The following is an 18,238-nucleotide window of genomic DNA, read 5'->3' as shown; positions in this document are numbered from 1 at the left end:
AGTGTGGCTAAAACCGGCCACTTTTTTATCAGTGGTTGAACAATTTTTTCACATTATCACTTCTTATCCTATAATTACATAGTGAATCTTAATCAGCATCAAAAGTTTTACGTTATTATATTATAATACTAAAATGATGATATTGCTTAAAACTCTCTTTATATTAAAAATTTAAGCGACTAGATATTAAAAATAAATTTACCTTTAACAGGCCAATAAAAATCAACTTCGCTCTGAGCAATGAACGATTTTCAGCTAATAGTGCTTCCTATCCTGTTTGGATGGGTGCAGGGCCTAAACTTTTCAACGCATTTTCCTTCCATCATTCTGAACAAGAGTTACTTAAGGCAACTATTTAAAACGAAAACTATACAACTACAGACATCTCAAAAACAAGAGATGTCTGTGACTGTTTACTGATAATACTGTGCTTGTGCTTGCCACAACTCCTTGTATTTACCTTCTTGGTGAACCAAGTTTTCATGACTGCCTCTTTGAACAATTCGTCCTCGATCAAAAACGAGAACTTCATCACAAAAGCGGCAAGAAGACAAACGGTGGGAAATATAGAAGGCTGTTTTATCCCTTACAATTTGGGAAAAATTTTGGTAAATTTCAAATTCAGCCACCGGATCTAAGGCTGCCGTCGGCTCGTCTAGAATAAAAACTGGCGCATCTTTATATATGGCACGGGCCATGGCAATTTTTTGAGCCTGCCCACCAGAAACATGGACCCCCTCAGGATCATACTCCGTGCCTAAATATGTTTCAATTCCTCTATCAAGCGTTTCTACAAAATCGTTCAGACCTAGTTCTCTAAGCGCATTATTTACTTGATGGCGATCATAATCTGGTCGAACTGCAATATTTTCTGCCATAGAAAGTCCTAACAACCGGAAATCTTGAAAAACCACGGAGAATAATTGGTAAAATTCTTTTAAAGCGTATTTATCGGCATCAATTTTATTCAATAGAACTTTTCCTTGAGTGGGTTCATAAAGTCGCATCAACACTTTTATGAATGTCGTCTTACCGGATCCATTCTCTCCAACAATCGCATAGTGTTTGCCCACTTCAAACGTTTCAGTAATACCCTGTAAGGTTGCTTGATCAGCACCTGGGAAAGTGAAAGAAAGGTTCTTTACAGTCAATTGGTAATCATTATCCAGTCTTTTTTCAATCGGAAGAGAACCTTTGGCTTCTTCATCAGGTAAATCCATTAATTCATAGTACCTTTGCATGGGAGCTGTTTGGGCAAAAATGTTTAAAAACGCCATGGCTTCAATCAAAGACACCATCAATTGGTTGATCCCTCCAATCATTTGAACAACCAAGCCTACCGATAAATTCCCAGAAATAACACGTACCCCAATTAATAAATAAATGGCTCCGGTGACAAGTTGTGAACCCACATTATTGATTAAGCGAACTTTACCAAAGCCTCCATAGTACACTCTCTCAAACACCTTATATTCATCCAAATACCTTTGCGTATGCTGTTTAATTTTATCTTGTAAATGATACAGTCTCACTTCTTTCCCAGCTTCTACTTCACTCAGGTTATGAGCCAAATAATTAAAGGCATTATTCGTCTTAAGTAACCAACCGGATAACTCGTCTACTCCTTGCATGGTTTTTTGAGACCAAATTGTCTGAAGCGTGATGACTACTATAATAAGAACAATGAGTATACCATTTAAACTATAGGGGTGAAACCAATTGAAAGGATACCCTTTATCCAATTGCCACAAAGGCGTTAAAAGAATAAGGGCAAAAACAATTTGAACGAGAGCTTCCACTAATAAGTAAGTGTTATGATAAATAACTTTGAAACTGGAAGCATTTTGAATTTGATCACGGTTTATTTGGTGGATTTTTTCCTTAATCGTCGCCTCATCCGCATAGTGGAAATTCATGACCAGTAATTTTTCGTTAGGTAAAGCCGTTATTTTACGCAGTATGGCTTGATGTTTTTTGTCAACCATTGGTTTTAACCAATGGACCAGTGCATTTAAAATTAAAAAGAGCACGAGGTATTGAGCAATTAGCTGATAGACGTGGTCGAAATCTTTGGCTGCTAAATGAGTTAGGATTTGAGCAATGTAGATGAAATTTAAGAAAGGAATGGCACTAGAAAAAATACTGATTACTAACTTATAAAGAAGCCCTTGCTTACCGTATTGCCAGATATCTTTAAATGTTCTTAGAAATAATTGGCGCTTGGTCATTAGATTAATCCTCCTTGCTCACTAAGTTCTTCACTCTCAGGCTCTGTGATCTTCTCCCGATAATAATAAGCTTGCGTTTCAAACATATGATAATAAGCGCCCTTTTCTTGCATTAAGTCTTTGTGACTTCCCTCTTCTGCTACTTGCCCCTTATGTAAATATATAATTCGCTCACAAAATTGGGTCGAGGCTAGACGGTGGGATATAAACAGGGCGATCTTCCCTTTCGAAAAGGCTAAATAATTCTGATAGACTTCACTCTCACTAATGGGGTCAAGAGCCGCTGTCGGCTCATCAAGCACTAATATTGGAGCCTTTTTGTATAAAGCTTGCGCTAACTTTAATTTTTGTAATTGTCCACCGGATAACTGCATGCCTTCACTATTTACTTCACGAACAATGGCAGTTTGATCGCCCTGAGGCAAACTGGCCACCACTTTAGCCATACCACTTTGATTGAGCACTTGGTGGTAACGAAGCGCATCTTCCTCATATCCTTGAAGAATAGTGTCTTTGATCGTAAACGTAAAAAGATAATTATCTTGAAAAACAGGCGCAAACAGGCGGTAATAATCTTCAATAGCAAATTTACTTCGATCAATGCCATTGATTAATACTTCACCATGATCGGGTTTTAAAAGTCCTAGCATTAATTTAATTAAAGTGGTTTTGCCTGCTCCATTTTCACCCACGATAGCTAGCTTTTCATTAGCATGAATCTTTAAATTGAAGTTGTTAATAATCGGTCGGTTCGCATTCGGATAAGTGTAGGTCACATTACGAAACTCGATTGTTTTAATTTCTTGTGGTATTGCTTCGTGCGGCTGGTGGTTCAAGACGGGTCTCTGGTTAAAATAATAATACAGAGCCATTAACTTTTCATTTTGTAAGAAAAAGGTGGCGCTCGCATTAATAAAGTTGGTTAAACTGCTTGCCATCATGGTTACCAAGCTCGCATAAATCAAAAAGTTTGACGGCTCCATTTGGCCTGCTCGAATCTCTTGCACACTTTGATGATATGCAAGGCCCATCATGATCACTAGCATGCCCATTACATAGAGCCCTTCAATCCGTTTCCATTTATTCTCAGGGCGCACAATCCTTTCATAGTCTGCCCAAAGTTGATCGAAAATGTCCTTAAACCAAGCGCTCATGGAATAGAGTCGAACATCTTTAGCCACTCGTTGATCTCCCATCGTATGATTCAAATAGCTAAACTTCGTATTATTCTTGACATGAAGGGGACGATTAGCCTTTAATAATTTATTTTGGAAATGCTTGATTACCAATAAGCCACTGATCATCACGACCAGTAACAAGAGAAAGATACTAGACAGTTGAGCTAAAACATTGATGTAGATTAAAACGGATAGCAAGGCAATCATCACTTCAGCAGAGTTCGCAATGATACCACCCAATGCTTCCTCACTATGGTCTAAACACCGTGACGCATTATCAAAGAGTTTAGCGGCATCTGACCCGACTAACAGAGGATAATCCAATCTTGCTCTTTCTGCAAAAACATCATTAAACATATGTATGTGAAATGATACTCTATGCTTTTCTATGGTAGTCAATACAAATGTTTTTAAAGCTTCCAAAACAATTAATCCACCGATGACTCCTAACACTTGCTTTGAAAAGGATAAGAGGTCACTTTCTTTCATTAATATAGAAATAAGATGGACCGATACAAATAGTTGATAAAGGGGGGTCATAATTCTTAATACAATATCGAGGAAATAATAAAAGAAAAAACATTGATCAAATTGCCACAAACGAGTGACTAAAAATTTTAAAGTATGGGTGCGGTCTCTCATTGCAATCACCTCTCCTTTTCTTGACAATATTATAGAAGGAAAATGCACCTTCATAACAGAAAGTGCATCAATGGTTCTAATTTTGACATGAGTGGTCATTTTGCAAAGGCAAGGTAACTTCTGTCGCAAAAACCCCTTCTTCCCATTGTCTATTAACAATGCCTTGATTTTTATTGACTGCCGCATCAATCCGTTTTAACCCAAAGCCTTGCCGGTTGAGCGCTTTTAAAGATAAGAAGTTCTGTCTGGGTCTTTGAGCCATGGAGTTTTGAACGCTGATATAAAAAGTGTTTTTTAAGGGGGCAATGTATAAACGGATAAAGGCCGGCTGCTTATCCTTTGCATGAATGGTTGCTTCAAGTGCATTGTTTAATAAATTCCCTAAAATAACGGCTAAATCCGTCGAATGAATACTTAGATTTTTAGGGGCGATTGCATTGGCATGAACGTCGACTCCCTTTGCTTGAGCCCGAGTCAACTTGGTATTAACCAAGGCATCAATTAAGGTATTTCCGGTCCGAATAATCGTATCCACTTGATTCATTTCATTCGTCAGTTCTTGCAGATACTGATCCAAGGCTTGATAGTCTTGACTGGTTAAATAGGCTTGAATGACTTGAAGATGATTGCGGTAATCATGCCGGATACCCCGCATCTGCCGGTAGATTGACTCGACTTCCAGTGCATAGTCATCCAATTCCTTTTGCTGAATTTGATGAAAACGCAAATCCAGTCTTAAACGGTAGATATACCACAGACTCAGCAATAAAACAAAAAGCACTAAACTTACTAACGCTTTAACCATAAAAGGCACTTCCTTTATAATGTTCGATAAAAGCCTTTTGAATTGTCTTAACTGAGCGACGCGAGAGAGGAACCTTTGCACCAGAAGAAAGAATGACTTCTTCTTTCCCAATACTCTCAACATGATTCAAATTAATTAAATAAGAACGATGTGGTGCTACAAACCGTTGGTCTAAGTCCTCTTTAAAACGAGCTAAGGCCCCTGTTATAAAAAGCTCTTGGTCTAATAACACTAACCGCAACTCACGTTTATTAACCTCAACCAGGATCAAATCATCAAGTTCCAAGACATATTGCTTTCCTATCAGGTCTTCAACAACCAGAAAACGTTCAGATTTCGGTTGAATCAGCAGATATTTAGAAAGCGCTCGCTCTATTGCTGTTGTATTAATCGGCTTTAACAAAAAATCTAGCGCATCTACTTGGTAGCCTTCCACAGCATATTCCGCATAAGCCGTAGCAAAAATAATTTTTAAATAAGGGGCCTTTTCTTTTAATTGATGGGCTAATTCCATGCCATTGATTTCAGCCATTTCAATATCGAGAAAAGCGATTTGCCATTCTTGATGGTCTTCTAAATGAAATAAAAAAGCCTCGGCGGATTCATAACAAGTAATAATCGGCTTGATATGGAGTGTTTGACACGCTGCTTCAATCATCCGCGTCATGTTTTTTCGTTGAATCGCTTCATCCTCTGCTAGGACTATTTGAACAATACGCATAACTACCCTCCGTCGTCATTTTTCTCTTATTATAGCAAATAATCATAAAAATATTAAAAACGATTACACATTTAAAAATTAAACAGTAATTGTTTTGATTGAAGCATATCATTCTTATTTTATTAAATATTATGGTTTACTAACTATGTACGTTACTTTGACAAAAGAAAGGAATAGTATGTTAAAAGACTTACCAAGACTTTATCAAATTATCTATTATATCAGCTCCATGTCCCTATCAATTATTTTGTTCACGTTAAAAATACTCTATAGTAACTTTGATCAATACAAGCTCAATCATTTTCATGTTATATTGATTGTCCTCGTGGTCCTATTCGTTTTAGGTCTTTTAAGTAGATGGCTCTATGCCCATTTGAAAAAGCAATACGCCCGTAAAGCCTATATTCAGCAAGACCAATATCATATAGAAGACTTTACCAAAGATAAAATCACCGATATCAATGGTCAACCCGTCTCTTTTTTGATTTCCAATGTGACGACGGTCTATATGATTCAGTCATTCACATGGCCTTCTGTATTAGCCTACCTATTTATTCATTTAACTTTATTTACAATGATGATTAAGGGGGAAAGTTTACAACCCAACCCCTTCTTATTACTTTATGGATTGAATATCTACAAAACTAAAAACAATGACTTTCTGTACGATTTTAATCAATCCTTTGCGCATAATGAAATTATGAAGCTATCAAATAATCCTGATTGCCGCTCCTATTTAGTTGGGTCGATTGACTTGAATGCTAAGAAAAAATAGTCTCTCCTATAAAAAAAGTTAGACACTTTAGTCTAACTTCTTTTATAGTTTTAGTATTTTTTAAATTAAATCTTTGTCAAATCGCCTCTTCTCAGTTACCCCTTCAAGCGATTATTCGAACTGTTTTGCTTTTAGGCTACTAATTATTCAACAACTATAAATATTTTATGAATTATTTAATCCTCTTTCTTTTGGAATAAATCTTTTATTTTTTCCCAGACTGAAGGTTGCGATTCTTCTCGCTCGAGTTCTGGCTCTTCTTTGTCTGCTTGTATTTTTTCTGTCTTCAAGACAAACTGCACGGACTTGATTTTTCCATTCTTGCTTGAAGCGTAAGAAATCGGTTGATTGGCATTTCCTGTCAGTTCAGAAAGAGTCGCATCAATTTCTTGCTCTACTTCTTGATCTAAGCCGGCTGTTTTATTCTTAAACTTATTAGAACCTTGCTTTAGTTTGTCGCTGCCCTCATATAAATCATTAGAAGCGTTAACTAATCGATTCAAATTAGCGTCTAATGAAGAACTGCCTTCCACTAATGAGGCGCTGCCCTCACTTAAACTTCTAATACCATTTAAAATAGCTTGATGACTGGACACAAGCTTTCCAAGAGATCCCGTATAATCATCGAGTCCTTGATCAAATTGAGTATATTTAACTGCCAAATCTTCCACACCGCTACTTAATTTAGGTAGTTCAGCTACTAGCTCATCTGAAGTACTAACCATTGCTTGAATGGCTGCGTGAAAGTCTGAATAAGCAGTCGTCAACTCTTGACTACCTGCTTGTAGTTGCATAGTTGAGCTAGAAACTGTCTCTAAATATTGGGCTGTGGCATCAATCATCGCATTGTTAGCCGCAAGTACTTGTTCCAAATTCGCTGCTTGTGTCTGAGCAATGACTTGATCAAGCTGAGCAGCTAGCTCTTCCTTATTCTCAATTTCTGAAGCCCTGATTTGAGAAGCGACACTGGATAAGGATAGGTTTAAATTGTTTACGGCTTGCATTCCATTATTATTGCCTGCTTGCAATTGCTGCATGTCTAAACCATTCTGACCTAAAGCTGCTGTATATTGCTGGTAGCCTACACTTTGATTCAATTGGGTAATCCCACTATTTAACTCCCCTATTCCGGCTTGGATTTCGATCGATGCTTGATTTAATTGTTGCAGCTTACCTAACTTTTCTGCTAGCAAGCTTAATTGATCATTCGATGCATTGATTAGTGCTTTAAATTGATCCGAACCTTGTCTCAATTCTTCGGAATGACTATCGAGCTCCACTAATCCGGCATGCATTTGCTCAATCCCTTTTTTTAGCGTGACAATTCCGTTATTTACCCTGACAGCTCCTTCTTCTAAACGCTGACTACCACTTGCTAATTGACCAGACCCTTCACTTAATTGCAAAGCTCCATCTTTTAATTCGCCTGCCCCCTCATCTATTTGCTTAACACCACTTTGTAATTCTTCAATTTTTTCAAGCAAGTTGGCATCTTCCAAATCAAATCCCAAATTGATATTGATACCATTAATAGCGATTGGCTCCATTTCAAAATTTTCTACTTTAGCCTTGATTGAAAAATTGGCACCTTGTTTAGGTAAAACAGTATAAGTTAATTGTTTGTTTTTCCCCACATTAGCGATAGTTGCTTCTTCTGCTTGAATAGCTTTTACTTTTTCAGTATCAAAAACTAAAGTAGCCTGAAGACCATAATTATTAAAAAAGAAAGGATCCACTTGTTCATTTTCTTTAATCCTTAATTGTATTTCCAAATCGCCTGATTGACCCACCAAGTCTTGAGCGCTTACTTCTTGTTGATTAAGTAAATACTTAATCGAAATTGCCCATGGTAGTTGTTGATTATTTAATTTCCCTTCATAATACAGCTTATCTTTACCATTCGTAAAGTCGACCTTTCCCTCCTTTAGCTTCAACTCAGTCTCCGATGTCATATTTCTAACCTCAGTATAGTCACCGTAATCGGTAATATCCCCTTCCTGATCAAAAATATTAACTATATAGGCATCATTAAGACTTCCGTCATAATTTAACAGTCCATACACAACCTCCTCTTTAGCTAAATTCACTTCCCTTGCCAAAACATTGGGTAAACTGCTGCTTAAAATATTCATAATAACTATTCCACTTACCAATTTATTGATTAATTGAGTCTTCATATTTAGTGTTCCTCCTTCACGAATTTTAAACCATAAGTTAATTTTTCAATCGGCTTGTCAAATAAATAAAGCAAACCAGGTAAAACAAAAAGGACAATTAAAATAGAAAAGACAGATCCCCTAGCTAGCAGCCTTCCTAATTGCATTAAAATGCCGTGGGTCGTTATATAACCAAGTAGTGACCCTACTAAAACAATGGCAGATCCAGATGTCATAATTGAAACCGTAACATTAGAAATCGTTTCGATAATGGCTGCTTTTCTCTCAAGCCTTTCACGGTTTTCTAAATATCTTCTTGCCAGCAATATGGCATAATCAACAGTAGCCCCCAATTGAATCGCTCCTACAAGTAAATATGAAAAATAAAAAAGAACCTGATCAGTGAAATAAGGAGTGGCTAAGTTAATCCAAACAGCTGTTTCGATGGATAAAACCAAGATGAATGGAATAATTATTGATTTGAAACTAATGGCTAAAACAATGAATACAGCAGCTGTTGAGATCAAATTGACGCTCAAGTTATCCTTTGTTATGGTATCCATTAGGTCGTAAGTACTCGCACTTTCTCCCGCCAAATGGGCTTGATGAGGGTAGAATTTATCAGCTACCTCACGTATTTCCTCAACTAAGTTAAAAGATTTTTCTCCTTCATATTCCGAATCAACTGTTAGAATCATTCGACTATAGTTTTCTGATTCTAATAGCTTTAGGGTCTCTGCATCTAAAAACTCTTTAGGGATTTCAGGCCCAACGGTATCTACATAAGAAATGATCTCCTTGACCTCAGGAATTTTTTTCAACTGATTACTCAGAGCGATTTCTTTAGTCTGCTCACCTTTAGGTACAATTAAAACCATCCGATTGGACTGACCAAAGTGTTCCTTGATTTTCGCAGAATCTTGACCCAGTTTTGTCTCTGGTCCAAATATATGTTCAGGGCCGTAATAGTAGTTATTTTCCTTTTGCGCTAAAAAAGAAGGAACTACCAAAATAGCAAAAACAACTACTAATGGAAACATCATTTTAGTAACGCCCTTACCTAATCTTCTAAATTGTGGTAGAAGTGGTTGATGTTTCGTCCTTTCCATTAAACGGTAGGTTTTTATAACCAAGACTGGTAATAAGATAAAAACAGTAAGTAAGCTAATCACAATCCCTTTAGCTAAGGCTATACCTAAATCAGGGCCAATTTTAAATTGCATTAAGGTCAATGCAGCAAAACTAATGCCGGTGGTCAAGCCACTAGAAGCGATCGAACCACGTGATTGACTTAAAGCTTTGACCATCGCTGCCTCAGCTTCCATACCTAGCTGCCGATTTTCTTCAAAACGATGGAGTAAAAAGACCGAATAGTCAAGCGATACTGCTAAGAGCAAAATATTGCCAGCACCGCTGGTTACAAAGGAAATGGTACCAAAAAGCAAGTTTGACCCAGCATTTAAAAGAATTGATACCCCAATCGTTAACAATAAAATAAGGGGCTCAAACCAATAATTGGTCGTAATTAATAAAATAACTAAGACAACTGGAATCGTAACCTTAATGATTTTACCGATTTCTTCAACCGTGGATTCAGCTGCAACTGCCGTGTTAACCGCCGCTCCCTCCAAATATCCCCTATTTCCTATCAAATCGCGCAGAGCATCAACCGCTTTTATTCGCTCTCTTTCATCGATAGTAATTGAATACAATGCATTTTGGTTTTTATAATAAGCCTCAACAAGCTCTTGATCATATTGATCCAATGGTTCCGTTATGTTAACAGTGTCATCTAACCAAAGGACCTCATCCACTCCTTTAATTTGACTAATTTTATCCTTAAATGCTAACGCTTGAGGAATGGTTAGGTTCTCTAGCATTAAACGCGCATTAGGGACTTGACCTTCAAACTCTTCATCCATCATTGATAAAGCTTGCGTAGAAGGACTGTCTGAAGGAAGATAATCATTCATATCATAGTTCACCTGTACTCTAGGCACACTTAATAGACTTATTACAGATCCAATCATAAAAAAGAACAAGACAAGCTTGTCATGCTGCAATATCTTTCTAAATACTTTTTCCATACTTCCTCCTTAAATAAAAATATTGTCGTTAAATAGGATTGTTAAACGACTACTTTTAGAGTATATTAGAGCTAGATATATTAGACAATGTTCAATATAAGGACAGTTGGCCTATTTTTAGACATTTTATATTATTTGTCCGATTGTTCATTCAAGGAGGAAGTATGAAAAAAGAACGAATTACAACAACAATGACGAAAAGAGCTTTAGCTGATTCTTTAAAGAAACTAATGAATAAAAAAGCCTTAGACAAGATATCGATTCGTGAAATTGTAGAAGACTGTGGCGTCAACCGCAAAACATTTTATTACCATTTTACTAATATCTACGATTTACTCAACTGGATGTTTGAAGATGAAGCGATTGAACCGATACAAAAATATGACTATTTTACCGAATATGATGAAGTGGTGCGCTTTGCCATGAACTATGTGGAAGAAAATGAACACGTAGTTAGCTCAGCCATCAATGCCTTAGGTAGAGATGAATTGAAAAAATTCTTCTATAATAACTTCATTGAAAATATGCGTAATATTGTCGATGACATTTCAAAAGAGATGGTCATTCCTGAAGATTATAAGGACTTCCTGATTGACTTTTATACCGATTCCTTTGCTTCCCTACTGACTAATTGGACACACAACAAGGATAAAAAAGATAAGGAAAAATATATTGAATACATCTCTATTACCCTCTTTGAAGGAATACGTCCTGATCTTGAACGGACACATGAACACTTTGCTAATCAGTAACTATTAAAAACCCCTGAAGTCAGATTGGACTGATCTCAGGGGCTTTGTTTTCTTAATAAAAGTTATTTGATCTTTACTCGCCAGAAATATACTCGAAACCGTCAGTTATCAGCCCCTTTGTCATTCAATTTTTAGTCGTTAATGAATAATTTGTATGATAAGATTTTATTATCTTAAGTTTTACTGGTACAAAGTACTCAAACTAATTAAAGGTAAGGAGCCCATTGGATGAAGTTAATAATAAAACACTTAAAAAAAGATTTTAAAGAAACACAAGTCTTAAAAGACGTTAACTTTGAGTTTGAAGCAGGCAAAATATATGGTCTTTTAGGGAAAAATGGAGCAGGTAAAACGACCTTTTTCAATATTATTTATGGTGAACTAGAACAAAGTGGTGGTCTCTTTTTTCTTGAAGAAAACGGAAGGCTTTCTGATATCAGCTATGAGCAGGTTGGCATGCTATTTTCAGAAAATTTTTTGCCCGATTTCTTAACAGGCTATGAGTATGTTAAGTTTTTTAATGATTTAAACGGAGAAGGTCAAGCTCCCGATCATTACCTGGATTTGATGGCGTTCTCTGAAGAAGACAGACACCGCTTAATCAAAGACTATTCGCATGGGATGAAATCGAAACTCTCGCTCCTCTCAATTATCATTGGAAAACAAAAAATAATTCTTTTAGATGAACCACTGACTTCCATCGATGTTGTAATGGCGGCTGAGATAAAGAAAATATTAAAAGAATTAAAAAAAGAACATATTTTGATTCTCTCTACGCATATGCTTGAACTTGCCAAAGAACTATGTGATGAAATAGTCATATTAAGTGATGGAAAATGCATGCCCTTTGAACACCTAAAAAAAGATGAAGATTTTGAATCGAAAATTGTCGAACTTTTAAAGGAGGACAAAGGAGGTGAATAAAATATTAACCTTTTTAATCCAATACCAACTGATTAGTTTTTACAATGGGTTCATTTTTAATTTGCAAAGAATACCTCTCATTGGAAAAATCTTTTCGAATAAGTTATATCACTCTAAATTCTTACTTAAATGGGGACCTCCCCTGTCAGTGATCTTTCAAATGATAAAACCCATTGTAACAAATATAATTTTTATCGCGCTTATCGGTCTTTTGCTTCCTACTTTTTCGAATAAGTATGTCGAATCAGAAGAGATTATGTTTTTGAGCTATGGACCCTTTTATCTATCGATTGTGATGCTAATGATGGCAGTAGCGATTGAAATCTATAGCGCCTTTGAAAACGCTGAAGACAAATATATGCATATTAAGATCTTTAGAGTGAATCCTAGATTTTACTCTATCGCCAATGATCTTTTGAAGTATGGACCTAAAATCGTCGGATTTAGTATTGGGATGTTCCTCTTTTCTTTTATTTTCAAGATCACTTTACTTGAAGGCTTTTCATTTGTTATTTTTTCGATTGGACTAAGATTATTTATTAGAAGTATCTTTCTCTACTTGTGTCGCAACAATTATCCTCTCGGCAAAAAAGTGGCTAATTTTCTAGTTTTTTTCACTTGTGGAGTAGGCTTTCTTTTGGCAATAGTCGGTACTTTTATCGATTTAGGATTTAACTATGCCTTCTTTTTCTCGGTCATTTTTTTAGCCCCTGGTCTTTTAATGCTCGTTTTAACCATTATTTTCACTTTGAAAACTACTTATCTGGAACAATTTATTTTGAAGTCTTTAAGTATTAACGATTTACTGGAGTCCCAACAATTCGTTGATGAAATAGATAGCCAGTCCGCAAAAGTGGAAGATAAAGATATCCGAATAGGAAAGAATGATTATTCTGATGATCAAGGAATTATCTATATTAACAAGATTTTTTATGACCGAATTGGTTCAGTCTTTAAAAAGAAAATCCTGATTCGATTAGCCTTCATTGGCATCACTCTTGTTATGCTTAATGTCGTAAAGTATTTTGTTCCCCTCTCTCCTGCCGATGTCAAAGGGCTCTCACAATTTATTCCATTAATATTATTACTGCTTGCTAGAAGTATGTATTTAGGTGAGTTTTTTACCAAAACAAGCTTTTACTATATGGACCGTAAACTGTTAAGCTTTCATTTTTATCGAGCGAAAGAAAATATAACTACTGCTATTGTTTTTAGAACAAAACAGTTGCTTAAGTACAATCGTCCACAATTTATTGTCGCTTTAATTGGTCTATTATTCACCTATTATCATTGGGATTTATTCGATAGTCAAAGCGTTTTAGTGATGGTCACCAGTTTAATCAGTGGGTATGTCTTTATGACCTTTCATTTTCTTTTTGCTTATTATATGTTTCAACCCTTTACCAATCAAATGAAGGTAAAAAACCCTGTCTATACTGGAATTCTCAATTTTGTCCTCTATATTTTGTATTTTAGTATGGTTAGATTATCTTCCTATACTCACTATTTGGTATTCGGCTTTTTCTTATTCGTGATCTTGTATGTTGTTTTGGGTATAATGATCGTCTATTTATTTGGACCCAAACGTTTTAGACTGAGATAAATACGCAAAAGAATATGCAAAATATTTATCATTTCAATAATTTCCATCTGATAAAATGACCGTTTAAAGTCCATAAATAAACCTTTTTCTCACAGCGAATAGCACTCCCTTCTAATCCATTCCACATGACTTTGAGGGGAGTGCTTTTATTTTCTCTCGCTATTTAATCTCAATCCAATAATCGCCCAGTCTATTTTAACTCTACTACATAGACCATCTATATTATTCAAACCTTCATTTATCCGTCTGTATTTGCCTACTTTTTATTCATTTGATTTTGTTTTCCCCATTGGTTAAGGAAAAAGCTTACAGTCAAAACCCTTCTTTAACCTATACACTTAACCATTTACAAAGAAAAACTAAGAATTTCCTTTATAACTTTAACATGCCTTTAAACATTATGCTATTTTGAACTTAAGCAATCACAAAGAATGGCGGTCTTAGTTGATTGGATCCTTTGCTATCAATGAAGAAAGAGAATAGCCATTTAAAATAGAGCATAGACATTTAATTTATTGAATCAATTTTGAACCCATTTTTGTTCGGATATCATGAACAACCATAAAACCAACCAGAATAAATCCTAAATACCCATTAATTCCATAAAGGACATTTACAAGATCCTTGTAGGGCAAGAAAATAGCGATTACCATTCCAATAACTCCACCCAAAATGGTTAAGATTTTATAGCGTGAGCTTCCATCTGTGGCCACACGACCCACCCCTGTCCAGAGTAGAGGAACTGCCGTGGTATAGATTCCAGCAAAAACAATAACGGCAAAAGCTTGCGCAAATACCGGGTTCACTTTATTAGCTAATACCAATGCTGGAATATCAGCCTTACCAGTTTCACCAATGTAGCTAATTAAAGCGATACAACAAATGGCTGCTGCCCCGAAAATGAATAAAGTAGATAGAAGCATTCCTGTGTTCACTTCTTTTAATTTATTTTTTGCACCAATTTCAGATAGAAAAGCTGCAAACCACAAAATAACAAAGCCACCGTATGATGCGCCTGAAAAAAATGGATTGTCGCCGCCTACTTGAACCAAATCATAAACGCCTCGATCAATTGCGCTTACATTTTCGCTGAAGTTTGGAAAGCCAGTGATCGCAGTAATTGTTGATACAATCAGAATAAGAATAATAATAATCGGTCCTATTTTACTAAGTGCCTTGATAATTCCGTCTAATCCAAAGACAGCTGTAGCAACTACTGCAATGGTTAGAACCAATGCACCTACTCCGTTTGCTAATCCCCATTGTTGAGAGGCCGTAGCATTCGCCCCTCCACACATAACGATAAAACACATATAACAGAAAAAGGCAGAAAAATAATCAAAGAAAGCACCGATGTACTTACCGGTATAATGTTGGTATATGTCGCCGCCTCTTTCAAGTTTCAAGCGATTACCATTGGTCGCAAAGGATAAATTCGTATAGACATAAATGATTGCCGCAACAGCTATGACAATCCAAAATCGTGAGCCATAGGAAGCCTCATATTGCATTACTTCTTGCATTGTCGCAAATCCGGCCCCAATGTAAAAGGCAATACACGCGCCTGTAAATCCTAGAATCGTCCAAATGTTCATTTTTGATTTTTCCATGTTTTCCCCCTCTTTTCTACTTTCGAACATCTTGTCATTCTGAAGAAGTAAATTTTAAAAAAAAGCAGTCCATAGAACAGTTATAAAGCTATTCGATCGGGACTGCTCTTATTATTTTAGAATCTATTCACTCTATTCAAGTGGATTTAGAAGACCGTAACTTCCGTTACTGGTTGGCTCAGTGCATTTATCGCACGTTCAACCATCTTCATGCGCAATTTCTCTTCATCTTTTCGCTCCAGGGATGGATCTCCAGTAGGGTGAGGAATAGCAACTGTTGGCACAATTCGGTTCGCTCCAACAGATTGAGAAATGGTAATAATTGTAGCCATATGAACAATTGGAATACCAAAACGTTCGATTTCTTTAACGATTGTTGCTCCGCAACGTGTACAGGTCCCTCAAGTACTGGTAAGAATTACTCCGTCAACTCCCGCTTCCTTCAATTCTTTTCCTATTTCTTTACCGAATATGATGGCATTACCAACTGCCGTACCTGTACCTGTCGTGGTGTAGAATTTCTCATGAACCTTACCAATTTTGCCTTCTTTTTCCATTATTCTAAGAGAGTCTAATGGAAGAACACGATCTGGCGATTCATTACAATAGATAGGATCAAAACCACCATGAATGGTGATGAAATCGCCTGTAAGGTTAGCATGATCTTCGATATTGTATTTACCCCATTTTTGAGCAGAGGCAGACTGAATCCGATCGGGATTTCCTACCGGTACAATCCCTCCAGTAGTTACCAAAGCTATTGTGGCTTTAGTTAAGTCCTTAATTGGAGGGGCTGGCTCAACCAAGTCAAAGCTAGGCATTGGCATTTCAGTTTTATATTCTTCGTTGTTCAAACGTTTCATCAGCATCTCAACCGCACGAACGGCACCGATTTTATCGGAAAAGCCTGTAATACGCTTACCTTGCTTGAAGATCCCATCTTCTTCAGGAATAACTTGCTCGCCTGCTAATATTTTCTTCGCAATCGCAGCCATTTTAGGTAAGGCAGATCGCATATCAACTGCACTATTTCCAGTTGGAACGGTATATGCTTTTAGTCTGGTAATTTCAAGACCTGGGTTTTCTTCATACATACCTGATACTACAGGGATATCGTATTTATCCACCACGAACTGAGCAATTAAGGATGAAGCCACCCCATAGCGGCCCGCATTAAAGGAGGGGCCGACTACTACTAAATCCGGTTGAATCTCATCCATTGCTTTCTTAAATTCAGCTAAAGCTGCTTCATTGTTTTCATTGATATAGTTATCGCCACAAATAAAAGTCGCGACCACTTTACCTGCATCGCCCAACTCCTTTTCAAATCCTACGGCGGGTCCGACTGTCCCTTCCTTTAAAACGGGAGCAAAGTCGGCATTGTCTTCTCCACCAATCTGACCAAAAAACTGATTCAAATAATATAAGATTCTTTTTTCCATTGTCTTCCTCCTCGTTCTAATACTCAGTGACCATCAAATTATGATATCCGATCTCTGAAGTGGCTCCAATCACAGCATTTAATTCACACTTCATAACACCGGTTTCAGCATCATAGGCTCCAGCCCATCCTCCTGCCAAATTGGCAATCGCTTCTGGATCTCCCAGGATACGGTCCGCTTTTGGTAATGTTACAACGTGAGAAACGTTTCCTGTTGATATTACAGCTTTTGCTTCTGGTTTTGAGTCTGCGAGTGGTTGACTGGCTCCATCCCAACCAGAACATTCATCTGTAATCAGAACAGCTTTTATCCCTTGTTTTTCTAATCGTTCAGCAATCATGACTAAGTCAGAGTCTGGATTTCCATATCCTTCTTCCGATACAATCACCCCATCTGCCCCCAACTGCTTGCATAATTTAGCAGTGAAATCACACGATCTAAATTTTCCTTCTAAGGTTGTTAGTTCTGGAACCATAACCACACCAAGGAAATTAATTTCTTTGCCGTGTTTTTTCAAAAGTTCTAAGATAACTGGATTGGTTTGATGTTGATAAGTCGTAATCTTATCGCAAGCTGCTACACAGTTGCCCGAAACGACTGCTCCATCCAGTTCTTCCAGCGGATGCAGAAGTGTTGGAATAATATTTTTAGCATCCACTCCATAGATATAAGAGTCATGGAGAAGCCCTTGAGTGATGAGCATCTCAGCATAGACTACCTTAGGAAGATCTGGATATTTAGCTGTTTCTTCTGGATTTGATCCTACTTCAAACGTTTCGATTTCATAGACTGGAGCGTCTTTTGCAAACTGTCCGACATATTCAGAGATTAACAGACCTGCCATTCGAACTGCTAATTCATGTTCATGAGCTGTTAATCCGTCGACTACCGATAGATCCACCACTAAATTAAAAGTCTTGGAGAAGGGCGTCCATTTTGCTCCTTCTCCCCACATATCAATCACACCTTCTTGGAAGCCGACAATATCTCCAATTGTAACGATAGCAACGCCTTCTAATACGTTATAAGCTCCATTCCCAAGCTGGCCAGTCTGCGAAGTTATCCCAGCAAATCCAGGAACACCTTCTACTTTTACCCGTGGTTCAATGACATCTTTTACAGGGATGATGCGTGTCTTTTCACCTGGTTTAGCGATATCGACAGTAACCTCTTTAATATTGTCCAAACTCTTAATATAATTGACTAATTCTTCGCGATTTAAAACGAGTTTTTCTCCTACTACTTCATTTTTATCGCCAAAGACAACATCATTAATTTTTACTTTACGTCTTTCTAGTTTCAAATTGATTCCCTC

At 36.9% G+C, this 18,238-nt stretch carries 13 protein-coding genes; 4 read left to right on the top strand and 9 right to left on the bottom strand.

The annotated features are described in order from the left end of the window. Positions 1-413: 413 nt before the first annotated feature. The 4 genes from ACQV2X_RS06670 to ACQV2X_RS06655 form a co-directional block, all read right to left on the bottom strand. Positions 414-2,228 carry an ABC transporter ATP-binding protein gene (locus ACQV2X_RS06670; protein WP_428874112.1) on the bottom strand — a complete coding sequence of 605 codons (1,815 nt, stop codon included), beginning with the start codon at positions 2,226-2,228 and terminating at the stop codon, positions 414-416. Continuing rightward, complete coding sequence (locus ACQV2X_RS06665) at positions 2,228-4,048, bottom strand: ABC transporter ATP-binding protein (protein WP_428892001.1); 1,821 nt, start codon at positions 4,046-4,048, stop codon at positions 2,228-2,230. Before ACQV2X_RS06665 ends, ACQV2X_RS06670 begins: the two co-directional genes overlap by 1 nt. A gap of 76 nt (positions 4,049-4,124) precedes the next feature. Continuing rightward, the gene (locus ACQV2X_RS06660) at positions 4,125-4,853 is read right to left on the bottom strand and encodes a sensor histidine kinase (RefSeq protein ID WP_428874110.1); all 729 of its coding nucleotides are present in this window, start codon (positions 4,851-4,853) and stop codon (positions 4,125-4,127) included. Then, positions 4,846-5,574 carry a LytR/AlgR family response regulator transcription factor gene (locus tag ACQV2X_RS06655; RefSeq protein WP_428874109.1) on the bottom strand — a complete coding sequence of 243 codons (729 nt, stop codon included), beginning with the start codon at positions 5,572-5,574 and terminating at the stop codon, positions 4,846-4,848. Before ACQV2X_RS06655 ends, ACQV2X_RS06660 begins: the two co-directional genes overlap by 8 nt. 178 nt (positions 5,575-5,752) lie before the next feature. Between ACQV2X_RS06655 and ACQV2X_RS06650 the strand changes: the two genes are divergently transcribed. After that, a complete protein-coding gene (locus tag ACQV2X_RS06650; RefSeq protein ID WP_428876443.1) occupies positions 5,753-6,349 on the top strand; it encodes a hypothetical protein in 597 nt (198 codons plus the stop codon). 176 nt (positions 6,350-6,525) lie between these two features. Here the strand turns inward: ACQV2X_RS06650 and ACQV2X_RS06645 are convergent, their stop codons facing one another. Beyond that, positions 6,526-8,526 (bottom strand): hypothetical protein, encoded by a 2,001-nt coding sequence (locus ACQV2X_RS06645; RefSeq protein WP_428894362.1) that lies wholly within the window; start codon positions 8,524-8,526, stop codon positions 6,526-6,528. A gap of 2 nt (positions 8,527-8,528) precedes the next feature. Beyond that, positions 8,529-10,592: an efflux RND transporter permease subunit gene (locus ACQV2X_RS06640; RefSeq protein WP_428894361.1), complete on the bottom strand. Its 2,064-nt coding sequence runs from the start codon at positions 10,590-10,592 to the stop codon at positions 8,529-8,531. A gap of 164 nt (positions 10,593-10,756) precedes the next feature. Here ACQV2X_RS06640 and ACQV2X_RS06635 point away from each other — a divergent pair, with 164 nt between their 5' ends. The 3 genes from ACQV2X_RS06635 (at position 10,757) to ACQV2X_RS06625 (ending at position 13,871) form a co-directional block, all read left to right on the top strand. Then, positions 10,757-11,344 (top strand): TetR/AcrR family transcriptional regulator C-terminal domain-containing protein, encoded by a 588-nt coding sequence (locus ACQV2X_RS06635; protein WP_428874105.1) that lies wholly within the window; start codon positions 10,757-10,759, stop codon positions 11,342-11,344. Positions 11,345-11,572: 228 nt separating this feature from the next. Continuing rightward, positions 11,573-12,268: an ATP-binding cassette domain-containing protein gene (locus ACQV2X_RS06630; protein ID WP_428893434.1), complete on the top strand. Its 696-nt coding sequence runs from the start codon at positions 11,573-11,575 to the stop codon at positions 12,266-12,268. Then, positions 12,261-13,871, top strand: coding sequence for a hypothetical protein (locus ACQV2X_RS06625; protein WP_428894360.1), 1,611 nt, complete (start codon positions 12,261-12,263; stop codon positions 13,869-13,871). The genes ACQV2X_RS06630 and ACQV2X_RS06625 overlap by 8 nt, the downstream gene beginning before the upstream one ends. Before the next feature lie 512 nt (positions 13,872-14,383). Here the strand turns inward: ACQV2X_RS06625 and ACQV2X_RS06620 are convergent. The 3 genes from ACQV2X_RS06620 to ACQV2X_RS06610 form a co-directional block, all read right to left on the bottom strand. Next, a complete protein-coding gene (locus ACQV2X_RS06620) occupies positions 14,384-15,481 on the bottom strand; it encodes a YkvI family membrane protein (RefSeq protein WP_428874102.1) in 1,098 nt (365 codons plus the stop codon). 146 nt (positions 15,482-15,627) lie between these two features. Beyond that, the gene (locus ACQV2X_RS06615; protein WP_428875271.1) at positions 15,628-16,923 is read right to left on the bottom strand and encodes a glycine/betaine/sarcosine/D-proline family reductase selenoprotein B; all 1,296 of its coding nucleotides are present in this window, start codon (positions 16,921-16,923) and stop codon (positions 15,628-15,630) included. Positions 16,924-16,939: 16 nt separating this feature from the next. After that, the gene (locus ACQV2X_RS06610; protein ID WP_428874100.1) at positions 16,940-18,226 is read right to left on the bottom strand and encodes a glycine/sarcosine/betaine reductase component B subunit; all 1,287 of its coding nucleotides are present in this window, start codon (positions 18,224-18,226) and stop codon (positions 16,940-16,942) included. Between the last annotated feature and the right edge of the window lie 12 nt (positions 18,227-18,238).

The sequence above is a fragment of the Facklamia sp. P12945 genome (genome assembly GCF_050409485.1).
Taxonomy (GTDB): Bacteria; Bacillota; Bacilli; order Lactobacillales; family Aerococcaceae; genus Facklamia.
This window is presented reverse-complemented; position numbering and strand designations above follow the sequence as displayed.

What these genes read in the sequence shown, in the direction of transcription:
- ACQV2X_RS06670 (WP_428874112.1), bottom strand. Translation starts at nt 2,228, where the DNA reads ATGACCAAGCGCCAATTATTTCTAAGAACATTTAAAGATATCTGGCAA.
- ACQV2X_RS06665 (WP_428892001.1), bottom strand. Translation starts at nt 4,048, where the DNA reads ATGAGAGACCGCACCCATACTTTAAAATTTTTAGTCACTCGTTTGTGG.
- ACQV2X_RS06660 (WP_428874110.1), bottom strand. Translation starts at nt 4,853, where the DNA reads ATGGTTAAAGCGTTAGTAAGTTTAGTGCTTTTTGTTTTATTGCTGAGT.
- ACQV2X_RS06655 (WP_428874109.1), bottom strand. Translation starts at nt 5,574, where the DNA reads ATGCGTATTGTTCAAATAGTCCTAGCAGAGGATGAAGCGATTCAACGA.
- ACQV2X_RS06650 (WP_428876443.1), top strand. Translation starts at nt 5,753, where the DNA reads ATGTTAAAAGACTTACCAAGACTTTATCAAATTATCTATTATATCAGC.
- ACQV2X_RS06645 (WP_428894362.1), bottom strand. Translation starts at nt 8,526, where the DNA reads ATGAAGACTCAATTAATCAATAAATTGGTAAGTGGAATAGTTATTATG.
- ACQV2X_RS06640 (WP_428894361.1), bottom strand. Translation starts at nt 10,592, where the DNA reads ATGGAAAAAGTATTTAGAAAGATATTGCAGCATGACAAGCTTGTCTTG.
- ACQV2X_RS06635 (WP_428874105.1), top strand. Translation starts at nt 10,757, where the DNA reads ATGAAAAAAGAACGAATTACAACAACAATGACGAAAAGAGCTTTAGCT.
- ACQV2X_RS06630 (WP_428893434.1), top strand. Translation starts at nt 11,573, where the DNA reads ATGAAGTTAATAATAAAACACTTAAAAAAAGATTTTAAAGAAACACAA.
- ACQV2X_RS06620 (WP_428874102.1), bottom strand. Translation starts at nt 15,481, where the DNA reads ATGGAAAAATCAAAAATGAACATTTGGACGATTCTAGGATTTACAGGC.